This is a genomic window from Sphingobium algorifonticola, from assembly GCF_004005485.1.
Taxonomy (GTDB): Bacteria; Pseudomonadota; Alphaproteobacteria; order Sphingomonadales; family Sphingomonadaceae; genus Sphingobium; species Sphingobium algorifonticola.
Genome location: NZ_RZUL01000002.1, coordinates 510,740 through 528,359 on the forward strand (window position 1 = coordinate 510,740; position 17,620 = coordinate 528,359).

General features: G+C 63.8%; 14 protein-coding genes. 10 read left to right on the forward strand and 4 right to left on the reverse strand.

What is annotated here, in order from left to right:
* Positions 1-2 precede the first annotated feature (2 nt).
* From ENE74_RS07505 to ENE74_RS18200, 3 genes are read right to left on the reverse strand one after another with little or no spacing between them, the layout of a single operon-like run.
* Positions 3-914: an ROK family protein gene (locus ENE74_RS07505; protein WP_127690257.1), complete on the reverse strand. Its 912-nt coding sequence runs from the start codon at positions 912-914 to the stop codon at positions 3-5.
* Entirely contained in the window at positions 911-2,029 is a 1,119-nt protein-coding gene (locus ENE74_RS07510; protein ID WP_127690258.1) for a glycoside hydrolase family 68 protein, read from the reverse strand. Before ENE74_RS07510 ends, ENE74_RS07505 begins: the two co-directional genes overlap by 4 nt.
* 18 nt (positions 2,030-2,047) lie before the next feature.
* On the reverse strand, positions 2,048-2,215 hold the full coding sequence (locus ENE74_RS18200; protein WP_164847405.1) for a hypothetical protein: 168 nt from the start codon (positions 2,213-2,215) through the stop codon (positions 2,048-2,050).
* Positions 2,216-2,471: 256 nt separating this feature from the next.
* On the opposite strand from ENE74_RS18200, the gene ENE74_RS07515 reads away from it, so the two are divergent.
* The 10 genes from ENE74_RS07515 (at position 2,472) to ENE74_RS07560 (ending at position 15,763) form a co-directional block, all read left to right on the forward strand.
* Positions 2,472-3,791 carry an MFS transporter gene (locus tag ENE74_RS07515; RefSeq protein ID WP_241241880.1) on the forward strand — a complete coding sequence of 440 codons (1,320 nt, stop codon included), beginning with the start codon at positions 2,472-2,474 and terminating at the stop codon, positions 3,789-3,791.
* Between the two features lie 134 nt (positions 3,792-3,925).
* Positions 3,926-4,933, forward strand: a complete 1,008-nt coding sequence (locus ENE74_RS07520) for a LacI family DNA-binding transcriptional regulator (RefSeq protein WP_241241881.1) — start codon at positions 3,926-3,928, stop codon at positions 4,931-4,933.
* A 20-nt stretch (positions 4,934-4,953) separates the two neighbouring features.
* Positions 4,954-6,291 carry a cation:proton antiporter gene (locus ENE74_RS07525; protein ID WP_127690259.1) on the forward strand — a complete coding sequence of 446 codons (1,338 nt, stop codon included), beginning with the start codon at positions 4,954-4,956 and terminating at the stop codon, positions 6,289-6,291.
* 70 nt (positions 6,292-6,361) lie between these two features.
* Positions 6,362-8,197 carry a copper resistance system multicopper oxidase gene (locus ENE74_RS07530; protein ID WP_127690605.1) on the forward strand — a complete coding sequence of 612 codons (1,836 nt, stop codon included), beginning with the start codon at positions 6,362-6,364 and terminating at the stop codon, positions 8,195-8,197.
* Entirely contained in the window at positions 8,194-9,135 is a 942-nt protein-coding gene (locus ENE74_RS07535; RefSeq protein ID WP_127690260.1) for a copper resistance protein B, read from the forward strand. Before ENE74_RS07530 ends, ENE74_RS07535 begins: the two co-directional genes overlap by 4 nt.
* A 50-nt stretch (positions 9,136-9,185) precedes the next feature.
* Positions 9,186-9,812 (forward strand): glutathione S-transferase family protein, encoded by a 627-nt coding sequence (locus tag ENE74_RS07540; protein ID WP_127690261.1) that lies wholly within the window; start codon positions 9,186-9,188, stop codon positions 9,810-9,812.
* A 356-nt stretch (positions 9,813-10,168) separates the two neighbouring features.
* Positions 10,169-11,485 (forward strand): DNA cytosine methyltransferase, encoded by a 1,317-nt coding sequence (locus ENE74_RS07545; protein WP_127690262.1) that lies wholly within the window; start codon positions 10,169-10,171, stop codon positions 11,483-11,485.
* Between the two features lie 2 nt (positions 11,486-11,487).
* The gene (locus ENE74_RS07550; RefSeq protein ID WP_127690263.1) at positions 11,488-12,405 is read left to right on the forward strand and encodes a XamI family restriction endonuclease; all 918 of its coding nucleotides are present in this window, start codon (positions 11,488-11,490) and stop codon (positions 12,403-12,405) included.
* Between the two features lie 66 nt (positions 12,406-12,471).
* Positions 12,472-15,129: an alanine--tRNA ligase gene (alaS, locus tag ENE74_RS07555; RefSeq protein WP_127690264.1), complete on the forward strand. Its 2,658-nt coding sequence runs from the start codon at positions 12,472-12,474 to the stop codon at positions 15,127-15,129.
* A gap of 79 nt (positions 15,130-15,208) precedes the next feature.
* Entirely contained in the window at positions 15,209-15,763 is a 555-nt protein-coding gene (locus tag ENE74_RS07560; protein WP_127690265.1) for a hypothetical protein, read from the forward strand.
* Between the two features lie 6 nt (positions 15,764-15,769).
* On the opposite strand, the gene ENE74_RS07565 is transcribed toward ENE74_RS07560, so the two are convergent.
* On the reverse strand, positions 15,770-17,542 hold the full coding sequence (locus ENE74_RS07565) for a cation:proton antiporter domain-containing protein (RefSeq protein ID WP_127690266.1): 1,773 nt from the start codon (positions 17,540-17,542) through the stop codon (positions 15,770-15,772).
* Positions 17,543-17,620: the final 78 nt, after the last annotated feature.

Consider the following 17,620-nt stretch of genomic DNA (forward strand, 5'->3'; position numbering starts at 1 on the left):
CGTCAACGCGCGTCGCCCAGGGCCTGCTGCGCGATGAGGATCGCACCCAATGGCCCGGCGTCATTGCCGAGCGCGGCAGGCACGATAAGTGTTTCCATGTCGCTCGCCGCATGATCGACGAGATAGCCTGCCAGCGAGTCCGCACAGCGCGCGCGTGCGCGGGCCAGCAGGCCCTGTTGGCCCAGGCCGACGCCGCCGCCAATCACGATCCGCTGCGGCGAGAGCGTGAGGATGAGGATGGCGAGCATTTCGCCAATGTCCGCCGCGACATTGTCCCATAGCGGATGGTCGGCGGGCAGCACCGCCGGATCGCCACCCGCGCGCGCGGCAAGCGCGGGACCGCTCACCAGCCCCTCGATACAGTCGCCATGGAATGGGCAGACGCCTGCAAAGGCGTCACCCGCAACGCGGCGGATGCGCAGATGCCCGGCCTCCGGATGAATGCGGCCATGCACCGGCTTGCTGTCAACCACGACGCCGATCCCGACACCCGTACCGATGGTAATGTAGATATGGACCGCGCAATCCTGCGCCGCGCCCCAGCGTCCTTCGGCGAGGGCAGCGCCCGCGACGTCGGTGTCGATCCCGACGGGCAGGCCGGGCAGCAACGCCGCGAAATGGCCGCGGACATCGGCATGCGTCCAGCCCGGTTTGGGCGTGCGGCCAATGTGGCCGAAGGCGGGATCCTGCGGGTCGAGATGGAGCGGGCCGAAGCTGGCGATGCCGATCGCCGCGACCGGATCGCGACGGTGCCATGCCAGCAGATGGTCGCCCATTTCCGCCAGAGTTTGCGCGGGTGTTGTCGTTGGCCAGCGCGCCTGGTCGATAATGTGCCGGTCACGGGCGAGCGTCACGATCGCCTTGGTGCCGCCCAATTCTATCCCGGCGAGCAAAGGCGAATCGTCGAGCCTCACGCCAGCATGCTCCGGTCGCCTTCCAGCCGCAGGCGACAGCGCGGAGCAGGCGTGCCGCCGAAATGGGCACGGGCGATGGCGGGATCATCGGGCAGGCAGAGAAGACCGGGCATGTCGACGAACGATAGCACCGAAAGATCGTCGAGCACCAGCCAACTGAATGTTTGAAAGGGTGCCGCCAAGGGATTGGCGAGCACCAGCCCGGTTCCGTTCACCGGACGCCAGGGACCGGCCATCCTGTCGGCGACCATGCCGTAGAGGCCTGTCGGGCCGACCGGGCCATCGGGATCGAAAACCTTGCGCTGGGTCGACCAGAAGCAATAATAAAGGCCACCGTGCAGCACGATATGCGGCCGTTCCAGCTCGTTATTGACACCATCGGCATCGATGAGCGGGCCATCCAGCCGCCAGTTGCCGGCCGGTCCCCGCAGCGCCTTGCCGATCGCCCCATTGTAGGCGGAGGTCGATTGCGCGAGAGACGCGGTGAATAGCAGATATTCGACATCGTCGGCCGGATCGCGGAACCAGAAGGGATCGCGAAACGCCTTGATCGTGCCGACGCCGCCATGGCTGAAATCATTCACATAGACATGCCCATCCGGGACGACGCATTCGCGCGGTGTCGTCCACGTGCCGATGTGGATCATGCCTTCCTCCGTCGAGAGGGGCGCCCGTGTTTCGAACAGGCGTTGCGTGAAGCTTTCGATGGCCTCGTCGCGTGCGCCTGCGGCGGTGAAGTACAGCGTGATCGTATCATGACCGGCCGAGACGAAGGCGGAGCCCGCCCATTCGCGGCTACCCGGCGAAAAGCCTTCCGGGAGCAGATTGCCAAGGTCTGTCCACTGATCGTCCCGGACATGCATGACCCGGATGCGGGCATGGCCATGGCGTGCCTCCGGGTCGCCCATGATCGGCGCGGTGAGCAGAAGCATCAGAATGCCGCCCGCGATCTCCGCCGTGCGCCCGTCCTCCTCCTGCACGGGCCAGTGATCCCAGCAGTCATATCCAGGCAGGATGGACGAAAGGCTATCCGGCGCGATCAGGGGCATTTCGGGGCTGTCGTGCCCATGCGCGAGTGCTGCGACTGCCTCGCGGGTCCATCTGCTTGCCGTCATGCTTTCCCGTCCAACTCGTCAAATGATTAGGCCCGGCGATGCTTGCGCGATCGGCCGGGCCACTCGACGCGGGAAAGGCAGGTACAGGTCATCACGGAAAAACCGGCGCAGGCCGTGGCCGTGCAGTGCCCCGGTGTGTCGATTTTTCCCAGGCCCGTCATTGTCTTTCGTCACGCCGATATTCATAAGCCAGACTGGCAGACGGAGCAGGGGAGGCAGCAAATCCAGCGGTCATCGCGCTCTCCCGCGCTGTCGTTTTTTCTGACTTGCCGATGATCTATCAGAAGCCGACGTCGCAGCGCAAGGGATATTTGCAATCGTTTGCACATTGCGACATAGTGCGCGAGACGATGCACCCGGAATCATTGATTGCGGGACAAGGCAGGATCGGTGCCGTGACGCGACGCGTACAGGCAACTGGCCGCAAAAAGGGGAGTATGTGATGTCGAAGGCCGCGAGCAAGCCGATCCTGTCACTGGGGCGCATCATCCAGATGAACCTGGGCTTCCTGGGCCTGCAATTCAGTTTCGGATTGCAGCAAGGCAATATGGCGCCGATCTATAGCTATCTGGGGGCGGACGAGGCGTCGCTGCCGCTGCTGCAACTGGCCGGACCCATGACGGGCCTGATCGTCCAGCCGATCGTCGGCGCGTTGAGCGACCGGACGCTCAGCCGCTGGGGGCGGCGGACACCCTATTTCATCATCGGTGCTATCATGTGCAGTGCCGGGCTGCTGTTCATGCCGCTGTCGTCCAGCATCCTGATGGCCGCCAGCCTGCTATGGATTCTCGATGCAGGCAACAATATCACGATGGAACCCTATCGCGCCTATGTGAGCGACCGGCTCGACAAGAACCAGCACCAGACCGGCTTTCTGACGCAAAGCGCCTTTACCGGCCTGGCGCAAATGCTCGCTTTCCTGACACCTTCGCTGCTTGTCGGTGTGCTGGGCGTCGATCGCGATGCGGTGGACGCGCACAATATTCCCTACACCACGCATATCGTGTTCACGATGGGCGCTGTGCTTTCGCTCTCGACCATCCTGTGGTCGGTGTTCCGGGTGCCCGAACTGCCCCTGACGCCGCAGGAGCGCGCCAGCATCGCTGCGGCACCGCGCAGCGCGGGCGCGACATTCCGCGAGATATTCGACGCTATTCGCGACATGCCTGTGCCGATGCGGAAACTGGCGCTGATGAGCCTGTTCCAATGGTATGCGATGGCAAGTTACTGGTCTTATGTCATCTATGCGATCGGACGATCGGTCTATGAAACGCGGGACGCCACCTCGTCCGCCTTTCGCGCGGCGGTGCTGACCAATGGCGAAATGGCAGCCTTTTACAATCTCGTCGCGTTCGTCGCCGCCTTTGCCATGGTCCCGCTGGTCCGGCGACTGGGCGCAAAGCGGATGCATGCGATCTGCCTGGTGCTCGCCGGTTTCGGCATGATGGCGTTGCCGCACGTCGAGCACAAATGGATGCTGTTCCTGCCCGCAGTCGGTATCGGGCTGGGCTGGGCGAGCATCATGGGCAACCCCTATGTCATGCTCGCAAGCTGCATCCCGCCTGCGCGTACTGGCGTATACATGGGCATTTTCAACATGATGATCGTCATTCCCATGCTGCTCAACGCGGCGACCCTGCCGCTCTACTACAACAGCCTGATGGCGGGCGATCCGCGCAACGTGCTGACGATGGCGGGCGTGTTGATGCTGTGTGCGGCGCTGGCGGTGCTGCGCGTGCGGGACCGCGAACTGGATAGGTGAACGCAGGCCGTTGCAATCGTTTGTCAATGTCTTGAAGCGGTACTCGCTCTGTATGCAAAACGCTGTGCAAATCCTGCAAACTGTGCAAAAGCCACTGCTATTCGAGGGCGTGACGGAGGCAGGAGAGCGAACGCGTGGGCACGATCCGGAACATATCAGACCTTGCCGTGATGGCAGGCGTTTCGCCGGGTACGGTGTCGCGGGCGCTGGCGGATTCGCCGCTCATCAGTGCGAAAACGCGCGAGCGGATACAGGCGATCGCGCGCGAGCATGATTTTCGCCCCAATGCCGTCGCCCGCAATTTGCGGACCCAGCGTACCGGTGCGATCGGCGTGGTCATTCCGCTGGGGCATGAAACCGGGCAGCATATCTCCGATCCCTTTTTCATGACGATGCTGGGCCTGCTGGCCGACAGCCTGACCGAGCGTGGCTATGACCTGCTTTTGTCGCGCATCATTCCGTCCGATCCGCAATGGCTCTCGCGCATGGCCAGCTCCGGCCGTGTCGATGGTCTCATCATCATCGGCCAGTCCGACCAGGCGGCCACCCTGGATGCTGTCGCGGCCCGATATCGTCCGCTCGTCGTCTGGGGCGGGCATGTCGAGGGGCAGGTGCACTGTTCGGTCGGGTCCGACAACCGGCTGGGCGGCGAAATCGCAACCGCGCATCTGATTGCACGGGGTGCCCGACGGATCGCGTTTTTCGGTGATCCCCGGGCGCGGGAAATCGCGCAGCGGCTGGAGGGATGCCGCGCGGCGATGGCAGCGGCGGGCCTGTCGCATGCGCTTCAGCTGTTCCCGACGCATCTGGTAGCCGATACCAGCCATGCCGACATCGTCCGCTTTCTGGGCGAGCAGGGCAAGGATGGCATCGACGGGATCGTCGCCGCGTCCGACGTGATTGCCTCCAGCGCATTGCGGGCGATGGTTTCGCTGAGCCTGCATGCGCCTGACGACATCCGTGTCATCGGCTATGACGACCTGCCGATCGCCCGGCAGACTCTGCCGCGCCTGTCGACCATCCGGCAGGAACTGACGGCGGGGGCCGACGCGCTGGTCGATCTGCTGTTCCGGCGGATCGGCGGGGAGGATTGCGCGTCCTTCGTAATGCCGCCCAAGCTTATCGTCCGGCATTCGACCTGACTGCGGCGGGGGACAAGCCTATGATCGACAGCGCGATCGCGACCTTGGGGGATCTCATGGGCGCGCACGGCCCGGCGGCGGCGGCCAGGGCCACCACCTTTGCGCCGGCCGACTATAGCATCCATTTTTTCATCCAGATCGGCATCATCGTGCTGTTGTGCCGCCTGGTCGGCTGGCTGGGCAAACGCCTGCTGGCGCAGCCGCAAGTGGTGGGGGAAATGATTGCGGGTGTCATCCTTGGCCCTTCGCTGCTCGGCCTCGCCTTTCCCGAGTTTCAGGCGGCGCTGTTCCCGAAGGATACCCGCAACGTGCTGTATGTCGGCGCGCAGCTGGGCGTCGGGCTTTACATGTTTCTGGTCGGCACCACCTTGCAGCTCGATCATTTCGCGGCGAAGGCGCGCAGTGCGGTCGCCGTGTCCGCTGCCGGAATCGTTGCGCCGTTCCTCATCGCCATCATGCTGACGCCGATGCTGCTGACAGTGCCCGGACTGTTTGCGCCGGGCATATCGACGGCCAATGCGACGCTGTTCTTGGGCGCATGTATCGCGCTGACCGCCTTTCCGATGCTCGCGCGCATCATCAACGAACGGGGGCTGAGCCATTCCGCGCTCGGCACATTGTCGCTGACCGCAGGGGCGTTCGATGATGCCGTGTCCTGGTGCATCCTGGCGATCGTGCTGGCGACCTTCGGCGGCGGGCCGGGGGTAGCGATCGTCGCGATTGGCGGGGCGCTGCTCTACGCGGCGTTCATCATGACCCTGGGGCGGCGGTTGCTCGCACCGCTGGGTCATATGGTCGAGCGCGCGGGGACGATGAGCATGACCGTGCTGGCCATTACCATCGGCCTGTTCTGCCTGTCGGCCTTCCTGATGGACGCGATCGGCATTCATGCGATCTTCGGCGGCTTCATTCTGGGGGTGGTGATGCCGCGCGGCCTGTTCGCGCAGCAACTGAAGGAGAAAGTGGAGCCGCTGGCGGTCGTGCTGCTGTTGCCGATGTTCTTCACCTATTCAGGGTTGAACACGCAATTGAGCCTGGTCAACAGCGGGCCGTTGCTTCTGATCGCGCTGGGGATTCTTGTCGCGTCGATCCTGGCGAAGGGCGGTGCATGCTATGCCGCAGCGCGGCTTTCGGGCGAGGACAATCGCACGGCAATGGGTATCGGTGCGCTGATGAATGCGCGCGGCCTGATGGAACTCATCATCATCAACATCGGCCTGCAGAAGGGGATTATCGGGCCGACGCTGTTTTCGATGCTGGTGCTGATGGCGATCGTGACGACGATGATGGCCAGCCCGCTGTTCGAGATGGTCTATGGCCGTCATGCCCGTGCCAGCGGGGAACTCGCGCGATTGTAGCGTTGCCGGGCTGGACGCGGCGGCCCGCCATCCCTATCTGCTGCCAATGCAGTGCCCGGACGGATCGAGCATGGATGGAAAGATCGACCGGCGCACCCTGTTGCGGGGCGCTGTGGGCAGCAGCGCGGCGTTTGCGCTTGCCACATCCGTGCCTACATGGGCGCAACCCGTCAGCGCAGGGCTTGTCCGCGACTATCCGAGCGTATCGGGCGACGACATCCGTCTGACCGTCGATCATGTGATGCGCACGATCGATGGCCGGACGAGCCACGGCATCGGCATCAACGGCACGGCACCCGGCCCGCTCATTCGCCTGCGCGAGGGGCAGACCGTGCGCCTGCACGTCGAAAACCGGCTGGAGGAGGACACATCGATCCACTGGCACGGCCTGCTGCTGCCGTTCCACATGGATGGGGTCCCCGGCATCAGCTTTCCCGGCATCGCCCCGCGATCGACCTTCACCTACACATTTCCCCTGCGGCAGGCCGGCACCTACTGGTATCACAGCCATTCGGGATTGCAGGAGCAGATGGGGCATTACGGCCCGATCGTCATCGACCCGGCGGGTGCCGATCCGGTCGCGTTCGACCGCGAACATGTCATCCTGCTGTCCGACCACAGCCCGATGCACCCGCACCTGATCTTCCGCAAGCTCAAGCAGATGGGCGGCTATTTCAACTATCAGAAGCAGGCGTTGGCCGATCAGTTGCGTGGCGAAGGGCAAAGCGCGGGCGAACGCGCGGCTTGGGGCGCGATGCGGATGGATCCGGCCGATGTCGCCGATGTGACCGCATCGACCTACACCTATCTGGTCAACGGCCATGGCCCACGCGATAGCTGGACGGCGCTGTTCACGCCCGGAGAACGGGTGCGGCTGCGGATCATCAACGCCTCTGCCATGACGACATTCAACGTGCGGATACCGGGCCTAAAAATCACGATCGTCGCGGCGGACGGCCTGCCGGTGCGGCCGGTGCCGGTAGACGAGTTTCAGATTGCGGTTGCCGAAACCTATGATGCGATCGTCGAACCGGCGGACGAACGCGCCTATGCGCTGGTCGCCGAAAGCGTGGACCGGTCGGGCATGGCCGTAGCGATGCTCAGCCCGCGCGCGGGGATGATCGCCCCCGTGCCGCCGCTTCGCCCGCGTCCGCTGGCGACGATGAAGGACATGGGCATGGGCGATATGGACCATGGCGCGCCCGCTTCCGCGCCGGTCAACGATCCCGCCTGTCCGCCCGAACATGCGGCGATGGGCCATTGCACCCCCGGCGCGACGATGCCTTTGCCCGATGCCGCCACCCCAGTCGATCATGCCGCGATGGGCCATGGCGGCAGCATAATGCAGCACAGCATGCGCGATTTCGCCAACGTGCCCGATACCGTGGCCAAGACGCCGACCGTCCAGACGATCTCACCCATGCCGGTCGATCGGACGGGCGAACCGGGGCAGGGCTTAAGTGATGTCGATCACCGCGTCCTCGTCTATCGCGATCTGGTGGCGCTGGAGCGCAACCCCGATGTCCGCGCGCCGGAGCGGCAGATGGAACTGCATCTGACCGGCAATATGGAACGCTATATGTGGGCGTTCGACGGGCGGAAGTTTTCGGAGATCAGCGCGCCGATCCCGTTCCTGGAAGGGGAGCGGGTGCGGGTGCGCCTCGTCAACGACACGATGATGACGCATCCCATTCATCTGCACGGCCATTATTTCGAGCTGGTCACCGGCCATGGCGACCATGCCCCGCGCAAGCACACGGTGAACGTGCAGCCCGGCGGCACCGTGACGTTCGACCTGACGGCCGACGCGCTGGGCGACTGGGCGTTCCACTGCCACATGCTCTTTCACATGCATGCGGGCATGATGCAGGTGGTGAGCGTGCGCCCGCGCGACGCGGCGGCATGACGGCGGCGGCACTGGCCACGATGGCGATGGCCATGGCGTTTGCGCAGGCCCACGCCGGGCATGGCGCACCGGCATCGGCACCGGCCGTGTCGTCGGCAGACTGCCCGCCCGAACATGCGGCGATGGGCCATTGCACTCCGACGCCCGCGCCGCCCGCCGATCCGGCCATCGATCCCGCCGCCAGCGGCACTGCCCTGCCCCCCGGCAATGCGCCCGCGCCCGTGATCGAACGGGCGGACTATGCCGACCGCATATGGGGCAGGGCGGCGATGGCCCCGGTACGCGCCGCCATCCGCCGCGAACATGGCGGCATGATGCTCAGCCAGATCATGGTCGACATCGCCGAAATGCAGGTCCGCAACGGCCGCGAAGGCTATCGCTGGGAAGGCGAAGGCTGGTTCGGCGGCGATATCAACCGCCTGGTCGTCAAGACCGAGGGCGAAGGCGATTTCGGCGAGCGGGTGGAGGATGCCGAGGCACAGGCGCTCTACAGCCGCGCGATCGACCCCTATTTCAACGTGCAGGCGGGGGTGCGGCAGGATTTCGAACCGGCGGGGCGCACCTATGCCGCGGTCGGCGTGGAGGGCCTCGCGCCTTACTGGTTCGAAATCGAGGCGCATGGCTTTCTGTCCACCGGCGGCGACCTGCTGGGGCGTGTGGCGGCGAGTTATGACCAGCGGATTACCCAGCGGCTGATCCTGCAACCGCGTATCGAGCTGAACCTTGCGGCGCAGGATATCGCGGCGAGCGGCATCGGCGCGGGCCTCAGCGAGGCGGACGTCGACCTGCGGCTGCGTTATGAAATCCGCCGCGAGTTTGCGCCTTATATCGGCATAACGCACCGCGCCCGGATCGGCCGCACCGCCGATATCGCCCGTGCGCGGGGGGAGGATGCCGCCGCCACCAGCTTCGTCATCGGCCTCCGCGCCTGGTTCTAGCGGTCGGCGCGGGGCCCGTGCTACATCCGATCGCTAAGGAGACCGCCCCCATGCCCATCATCGTCCATCATCTGGAAAACAGCCGTTCGCAGCGTATCCTCTGGCTGCTGGAGGAACTGGGCATGGCCTATGTGGTGAAACGCTATGCCCGCAACCCCAGGACGATGATGGCGCCGCCGGAACTGAAGGCCGTCCACCCGCTCGGCAAGTCGCCGGTCATAGAAGATGACGGCGTCGTCGTGGCGGAGACCGGCGCGATCGTGGAGTATCTGGTGGACAAGGCGGGCGGGCAACTGGGCGCGGCGGCCGATGCGGAGATTGCGCGGCGATACCGCCATTTCCTGCATTATGCCGAAGGGTCGATGATGCCGCCGCTGCTCGCGCTGCTGGTCGTCGGCAAGCTCGGCCCGCTCGGCTGGCCCGCGCGCAAGCCGGTGCAGGGGATGATGGACACGCATCTCGACTGGCTGGAAAGCGAACTGGCGACGCGCCCGCATTTCGCCGGGCAGGATTTCACCGCCGCCGACATCATGATGAGCTTTCCGCTGGAAGCCTCCCGCGCCCGCGCCGGTCTGGACGCGACGCGCCCGCATCTGACCGATTGGCTGGCGCGGATGCACGCGCGCCCGGCCTATCAGGCCGCGCTGAAGGAAGGCGGGCCATATGCGTTTGCGTGATGGGGGGGGTGGCGTGGGGTGGCGGGCAAGTGCGTGGAGGGCGCGGAAGCTCACGGAGTTCACGTAACGTCACGCCCCGTCTGCGGGCATCCGAGGTCAGCAGAGACGTTCTGGCGTGATACTATTCTGACCGATCAACAGCCGCAAAACCGTTCCCCGGCGAAAGCCGGGGCCCCAGGCGGCACGTGCATGCTGGGTGACACTAGACTCCTGCCATCTCAGGAGAACAGCAGGACAATGTGTTCGATAGTCTTTCGCCTCCACCCGCACCTCGTCCTCAATCCAAAAACCGGGCCAGCCAAAGCCCCTGCCCAAGACAGCGACGGGACACCAACGCATTTTCGGTTATCAGAATTATGGAACAAAAAAAGAACAAAATGAGTGTTGCCGACCTTGATCAGCTGACTCGGATGTTCTACTTTCCGTTCCATTCACAGATGAGAAGCAGTCAAAGGTCAGTAATGCACAGATTTATATCTATTTTTTCTGGCGCAGGCGGGCTTGATCTTGGTTTGGAACAGTCCGGTTGGGAATGCTCGTTCGCGACCGACCACGATGTCGATGCCGTCGCTACACTCGAACGCAACCGAGGCTATGCTCTTGGACAGGGTCGCAAGGCATTGGGGGGCACCATCATAAAGCAGGCCGACGTCCGTAATTTGCAAGGTGCCGAAATCCTCTCTGAACTCGGATTGCTTAAAGGCGACGTGCCCTTGCTTGCGGGTGGACCGCCTTGTCAATCTTGGAGCAGCGGAGGATTGCAAAAGGGCTTTTCCGATCCGCGTGGCCGGTTGGTAGATGATTACCTTCGGCTTGCACAAGAGATTGATGCCCGGTGGCTTCTTTTTGAGAATGTTCGGGGATTGCTGACTGCTAGAGGGCAGGACGGGGTGCCAGGCAGCGCGTTGGCTTACGTTCGTGCGCGCCTTTATGAGTGCGGGTGGCATTCAAAGGCTGCTCTCTTGAACGCAGCCGACTTTGGCGTTCCGCAACGCAGGGTGAGACTGATCTTGATAGGCTACCGTGCAGGCGATGAACCCGAGTTTCCAGGTCTGACGCACTCTTTGACTCCGAATGGCGTTGAACGCCCTTGGGTTACGCTTGGGGAATGCTTAGCCAAATTGCCGCCTCCCTCAGGGGATGAAATTATTCGGCCAACCGGAAAAATGGCCTTGGAACTTGCTGATCTTCCGCCCGGCAGCGGGGCGAAGAGCGAGGGGAAGAAGGAGGCAACGCGCCCTGGAGGCCATTGGGGATACAAGCAGGGAGCTTTTATTGCTGACGTGCGCAAGGCAGCGCGCACCGTGACAGCCAGTTCCCAACAGGACTGGATTCGTGATCCAGTTTTGGGCCTTCGCAGGCTTACTCCAAGGGAATGCGCTGCGATCCAGACTTTCCCGCCCGAGTGGGTAATGGTTGGGAATCGTCAAACACAGTATCGGCTGATCGGCAATGCGGTGCCGCCTGCGATGGGTAGAGCACTGGGAGTGGCCTTAATCCAACGGTACAATCAGCATCCAGAATGCATGCCCGTCGCAGACAATACGGTTCTTGCCCCCCTTCCTGCCAAGCTTCAATCCGCAATAGCGTACACGATTAAAGAAGAACGCCGAAACGGACCTTCCCGTCGCGCTGCAAGCAAGCGCAACATTGAAATTGCGGCAGTCTGTTAGTGGTGAGCGCCCTACTGCGGGAATATCACCGCGAACAGGCGGCCCGTGCCAAACAGATCTATGTTGAAAGCATGATATCCGCACAGGCGGGAAAGGACTGGCGGAATGCCCATAGCGTGGCCCGTCGGCAAGTGGTTGCAGCGCTACGGGCCACTGACTATTTGCGTGATATACCAGCAGGTCTGAGTGAAAGCGGCCTGCACCTGACGATATTGCGACACCTTATGGCTCCGCCCATCAGCCAAGATCAGTTTGCGTTGCTGTGCGCGGACTATCCGAAGCGCGCAGAAATTACGGGTAGGGGTGTGAGCGTCGCGGCTGCAACAGCCGTGGCGTCAGCCTTTCTTGCCGGTCGTGATCGAGTTTTGACTCGATGGCTTGACGGCAACGGACAGCCAACGTCCAATCAAATCAGGAATCTGCTCCGGGGCGTTGTTCCACTCTTGAGTGTTCAGAACACGGCCACTGTTAGGCGCGGCCGCATGTCCGTCGAGCAAGAGGCTGCCATTGTCGCATTGCTGACCGACCGAGGATGGACACGACAATCTAGCGGACTTATTTCAAGTTTGACCGACGTCAAGCCACAGCACTTCCTTCACAAAGCCAGGTTTGCAACCAAAACTCGCCCCCAAGAAGTAGATATCGCCTGCGGATTGCCCGGTACGGTGGTGTTGGCAATGGAGTGTAAGGTCACGAACGACGAAACAAACTCGGTAAAGCGTATCAATGATGTGCTCAAGAAAGCGGCCGCGTGGCAGGAACATTGGGGCTCATTTGTCCGAACTGCTGCCCTTCTGCAGGGCGTCATCGCCTTCAAGGATGTAGATCGCCTACTGGAAGGCAGGGTCGAAGTATTCTGGTCGCACGATCTGACGTCCTTCGATAGTTGGCTCGTCGAGCAAGGATGGCTGACTAAGTAGCTTCCTTGACACCCCCCACCCCCATCCCCCTTGAGAAGCCCGGCGCTACCCTCTAAGTCCCGTCGCATGACATCGACAAACGACATTCGCCGGGGCTTCCTCGATTATTTCGCGCAGGCGGGGCATGCGCCGGTCGCGTCCGCGCCGCTGGTGCCGCATAACGATCCGACCTTGATGTTCGTCAATGCGGGCATGGTGCCGTTCAAGAATGTCTTTACCGGCCTGGAAAAGCGGCCTTATTCCACGGCCACCTCTTCGCAGAAATGCGTGCGGGCGGGGGGGAAGCACAATGATCTCGACAATGTGGGCTATACCGCGCGGCACCACACTTTCTTTGAAATGCTGGGCAATTTCAGCTTTGGCGATTATTTCAAGGAACAGGCGATCCTGCATGCCTGGACGCTGCTGACGAAGGAATGGGGCCTGCCGCCCGAGAAACTGACGGCGACGGTCTATCACACCGACGATCAGGCGTTCGACCTGTGGCGGAAGATCGCGGGCCTGCCCGAAGAGCGGATCATCCGCATTCCGACCAAGGACAATTTCTGGGCGATGGGATCGGACGGGCCGTGCGGGCCATGTTCCGAAATCTTTTACGACCATGGCGACCATATCTGGGGCGGGCCGCCGGGATCGCCGGAGGAAGATGGCGACCGCTTCGTCGAAATCTGGAACCTCGTCTTCATGCAGCATCTGCAGGAAGCCGACGTGATCGTCAGCGACCTGCCCAAGCCGAGCATCGACACCGGCATGGGGCTGGAGCGGATCGCGGCGGTGATGCAGGGCGTCCACGACAATTATGATACCGACACATTCCGCGCGCTGATCGCGGAGAGCGGCGCGATGTCCCGCACCGCGACCGACGGCGCGCACAAGGCGAGCCACCGGGTGATCGCGGACCATCTGCGCTCCGCCGGGTTCCTCATCGCGGACGGTGTGCTGCCCGCGAACGAAGGGCGCGGCTATGTGTTGCGGCGGATCATGCGGCGGGCGATGCGCCACGCGCACATCATCGGCGCGAAAGACCCCCTGATGCACCGGCTGGTCGGCAGCCTGGTGAGCGAAATGGGTGCGGCCTATCCCGAGCTGGTGCGCGCGCAGCCGCTGATCGAGGAAACGCTGCTGCGCGAGGAAACGCGCTTTCGCCAGACGCTGGAAAAGGGCCTGCGGCTGCTGGACGAGGCGACGGCGGGGATGGGCGAAGGCGATACCCTGCCGGGCGAGACTGCGTTCAAGCTCTACGACACTTATGGTTTCCCCTATGACCTGACCGAGGATGCGTTGCGGTCGCAGGGGCTTGGCGTCGATCGGGCGGGCTTTGACGCGGCGATGGCCGAGCAGAAGGCGGCGGCGCGCGCGGCCTGGAAGGGATCGGGCGACAAGGCCTCCGACGACATCTGGTACGACATTGCCGACAGCGAAGGCGGGACGGAGTTCACCGGCTATCTCTCCACTCAGGGCGAGGGGCAGATCGTCGGCATCGTGCGCGACGGGGCGAAGGTGGAGCGCGCGGAGGGAGGCGAGACCGTCGTGCTGCTGACCAACCAGACGCCTTTCTATGGCGAGAGCGGCGGGCAGAATGGCGACGCGGGGACGATTACCGGCGGCAATGGCCTGATCGCGATGGTGGAGGATACGTCCAAGCCGCTCGGCCGTCTGCACGCGCATCAGGCGCGGATAGAGGCGGGCAGCGTGAAGCTGGGCGATACGGTGGCGCTGTCGGTCGATGCGGAACGCCGCGACCGCATCCGCGCGAACCACAGCGCGACGCATCTGCTGCATGCGGCGCTGCGCAAGACGCTGGGCGGCCATGTGACGCAGAAGGGCAGCATGGTGGCGGAAGACCGCCTGCGCTTCGATTTCTCGCATCCCGAGGCGCTGACGGCGGCGCAGATCGCGACGATCGAGGCGGACGTGAACGCGCAGGTGCGCCATAATGTCGAGGTGACGACGCGCCTCATGTCCCCCGACGATGCCGTGGCGGCAGGTGCGATGGCGCTGTTCGGCGAGAAATATGGCGACGAAGTGCGCGTGCTTTCGATGGGGAAGGGGGACGACGCCTTCTTCTCGGTCGAGCTGTGCGGCGGTACGCATGTGCGCGCGACGGGCGACATCGCCTTGTTCAAGATCATCTCTGAAAGCGCGGTGTCGAGCGGCATCCGCCGGATCGAGGCGCTGACCGGCGAGGCGGCGCGGCTGTGGCTGATCGATCGTGACGAACGGCTGCGGCAGGCAGCGGCGGCATTGCGTACCGCGCCGGATGATGTCCCCGCGCGCATCGTCGCGCTGGTTGAGCAGAGCCGCAAGCTGGAGCGCGAACTGGCGGACGCCAAGAAGGCGCTGGCGCTTGGCGGCGGCGGTGGCTCGGCCGCGCCCGCCGGGCCGGAGCAGGTCGGCAGCGTGGCGTTTCTGGGGCAGGTGATCCAGGGACTGGACCCCAAGGAACTGCGCGGCCTGGTCGATCAGAACAAGGCTGTGCTGGGCAGCGGCGTCTCGGCAATTGTCGCCGTACTGGACGGGCGCGCGAGCATCGCCGTGGGCGTGACCGCCGATCTGGCGGGCAGCATCAGCGCGGTCGATCTGGTGCGCGCGGGCGTCGAGACGCTGGGCGGCAAGGGCGGCGGCGGTCGCCCCGACATGGCGCAGGGCGGCGGTCCGGATGGTGACAAGGCACAGGCCGCGATCGACGCGGTGAAGGTGGCCTTGGCAGCGGTGCCTGCCTGATTTTTCATCGTTTCGCAAAGTGTTAACAATAGCGATCTAACTCTCTGGCCAGTGCCATACCTTTGTGCGGGAGAGAGATATGCGTGCGGTGATGTTTTGCGGCGCAAGCCTGTTGATGATGGCGCAGGCGAACGCACAGCCGACTGTGGTTTCGACAACCTCTCCCCTGCCACCCCCGGTATTTCGTGCCGAGAGTGCGACCGCAAGGGCCGCACCTCCGGTTTTTTCTGCCATGCAGGAGTCGGATATCCCGGTGCGACCGATGCAGGTTATGATGCGCCTGGGGCAAAGAACGCTCTGGAACGGGGTATTGAATGTCGGGGGGCGCGCGCCTGCACGTGTCTCATTGTCCGAAGCTGTGGAACAAGGTGCAGGGTGCGAGCCGTTGCGGGGCTATGGCTCGTCCGCGAACCGGCAGATCGAAATCTCCCTTTCGGCATCACGCAGTCCGCGTCAGCGCGACGGCTTTCCGATCTACAGTCTGACGGCCCGCTACGTGCGTCCTCCGGAAAACAGCGCGCAGTGCGACGGAAGCCGCACGGTGGCGATGGATCAGCGCTTTATGTGGGAGTCTAACGACACGCTCACTTTCTCCGGCGACGGCGGTCTCAGCGTGACGATCAGCAGGCCGTAAGCCCGCTCACGCATCCTCCGCGCGCAGTTTCCGCAGTTTCGGGGCAGTATCCAGATCGGCCGCTTCCTTGATCCCTTCGCGCAGATCCTCGCGCATCTGGTGGATTGAGGCGATCACCGGCCCCATCGCGACGCCCAGATCGACCAGCGCCGTTTCGGCAAGCTGAAGCGAGCTTTCGAGGGTTTCGGGCACGGCGTCGCTCGCCCCCGCCTTATAGAGTTCGGCCGCGTGATCGGTGTCGCGCGCGCGGGCGATGATGGGGAGATCGGGCACCCAGCCGCGCACCCGGCGCGTCACGCGAATGGAAAGCACAGGATCGTCCATCGTCAGGATGAGAGCGCGGGCGTGGCCGAGGCGCAGCTTGTCGAGCATTTCCGCACGGGACACGTCGCCGAACAGGATCGGATAACCATTGCGCCGGGCCGCGGCGACGACGTCCGCGTCCGATTCCACCACTATGAACGGCTGATTGTGGGACTTGAGGAGATCGCACACCATCTGCCCCACGCGGCCGAAGCCGATGACGACGGCAGCAGGCTGTGCCCCGTCCTCGCCCATGGGCGCCGGTTCTTCCGATCCCGCCATTTCCAGACGGCGGGCGACATCATGGCCGATCCGCGCCAGCAACGGCGTGATGGTAAGGCCTATGGCCGTCACAATCTGCCAAAACGCGGCGGTGGAGGGCAGGATGAGTTGCGCGGCGGCGGCAGCGGTCAGCACGATCAGCGTCGTTTCGGACGGGCTGGCCATCAGGACGCCCGCTTCCAGCGCGACCCCCCGGCTGGCCCCTGCAAAACGCAGCAGCAGGCCGGTCACGACGGTTTTCACGACCACCACGCCGATCACGGCCATCAGCAGCACGGACCAGTTGGCGGCGATGACGCGCAGGTCCAGGCTCATGCCCACGGTGATGAGGAACACGCCGAGCGCCAGGCCCTTGAACGGTGCGGTCATCACTTCGACTTCGCCGTGATATTCCGTTTCCGCGATCAATATCCCTGCCAACAGCGCGCCGACGATGGGCGACAGGCCGACCAGGCTGGTAACGAGGCTGGAGACGATCACGACCAGCAGGCTGGCGGCCAGGAACACCTCCGGGCTTTTCGTCCGCGCGGCCTGGCTGAAGATATGCGGCAGGACGAAACGGCCCAGGATCAGCATAGCAACGATGGTGACGCCACCTTTCACGAGCGTATCGACAAGGCCCACCCAGCCCGCGTCCGTAGCGGTCGGCGCCAGTGCCCCCAGCAGGAAGATGATGGGAACGAGCGCCAGATCCTCGAACAGCAACATGGAAAAGGCCGCGCGACCGACCGCCGACTGGGTGCCGACCATCGGCAGTACCAGCGCCGTGGACGACAAAGCCAGTGCCAGCCCCAGGCCAACGGCCCCGCCGATCCCCTGGCCGATGAGGTAGAGCGCAACCCCGATCAGCGTCGCGCTGATGATCAGTTCCGCCGCGCCCACGCCGAATACCTGCGTCCGCATGGACCACAGGCGCCGGAAGCTCAGTTCAAGGCCGATGGAAAAGAGCAGCAGAATGATGCCCAGCTCTGCGAAGGGCGCGATTGCCTCCGCGTCCGAAATGGTGATGTAGTAGAGCCAGGGATATTGGCTGACGAGCGAACCGAGGCCCGCCGGGCCGACGAGCAAACCCACCAGAATGAAGCCGATCACCGGGCTGATACGGAACCGCGCAAAGCCGGGGATGACGACACCCGCTGCCCCAAGGATGACCAATGCGTCGCTGAAACCGGTATGATTGAGTTCGCCTGCCATGCCGTTCCTTATGCACGCCATGGCCGGTTTGTCAGCGTTTTATGCTGAATCCTGGCACATTGTTCCCCGACCGTCGCC

Bases quoted from the DNA above. Each gene is read 5' to 3' on its own strand.
- ENE74_RS07510 (WP_127690258.1), bottom strand. From the start codon at position 2,029: ATGACGGCAAGCAGATGGACCCGCGAGGCAGTCGCAGCACTCGCGCAT.
- ENE74_RS18200 (WP_164847405.1), bottom strand. From the start codon at position 2,215: ATGAATATCGGCGTGACGAAAGACAATGACGGGCCTGGGAAAAATCGA.
- ENE74_RS07515 (WP_241241880.1), top strand. From the start codon at position 2,472: ATGTCGAAGGCCGCGAGCAAGCCGATCCTGTCACTGGGGCGCATCATC.
- ENE74_RS07525 (WP_127690259.1), top strand. From the start codon at position 4,954: ATGATCGACAGCGCGATCGCGACCTTGGGGGATCTCATGGGCGCGCAC.
- ENE74_RS07530 (WP_127690605.1), top strand. From the start codon at position 6,362: ATGGATGGAAAGATCGACCGGCGCACCCTGTTGCGGGGCGCTGTGGGC.
- ENE74_RS07535 (WP_127690260.1), top strand. From the start codon at position 8,194: ATGACGGCGGCGGCACTGGCCACGATGGCGATGGCCATGGCGTTTGCG.
- ENE74_RS07540 (WP_127690261.1), top strand. From the start codon at position 9,186: ATGCCCATCATCGTCCATCATCTGGAAAACAGCCGTTCGCAGCGTATC.
- ENE74_RS07545 (WP_127690262.1), top strand. From the start codon at position 10,169: ATGGAACAAAAAAAGAACAAAATGAGTGTTGCCGACCTTGATCAGCTG.
- alaS (WP_127690264.1), top strand. From the start codon at position 12,472: ATGACATCGACAAACGACATTCGCCGGGGCTTCCTCGATTATTTCGCG.
- ENE74_RS07560 (WP_127690265.1), top strand. From the start codon at position 15,209: ATGCGTGCGGTGATGTTTTGCGGCGCAAGCCTGTTGATGATGGCGCAG.
- ENE74_RS07565 (WP_127690266.1), bottom strand. From the start codon at position 17,542: ATGGCAGGCGAACTCAATCATACCGGTTTCAGCGACGCATTGGTCATC.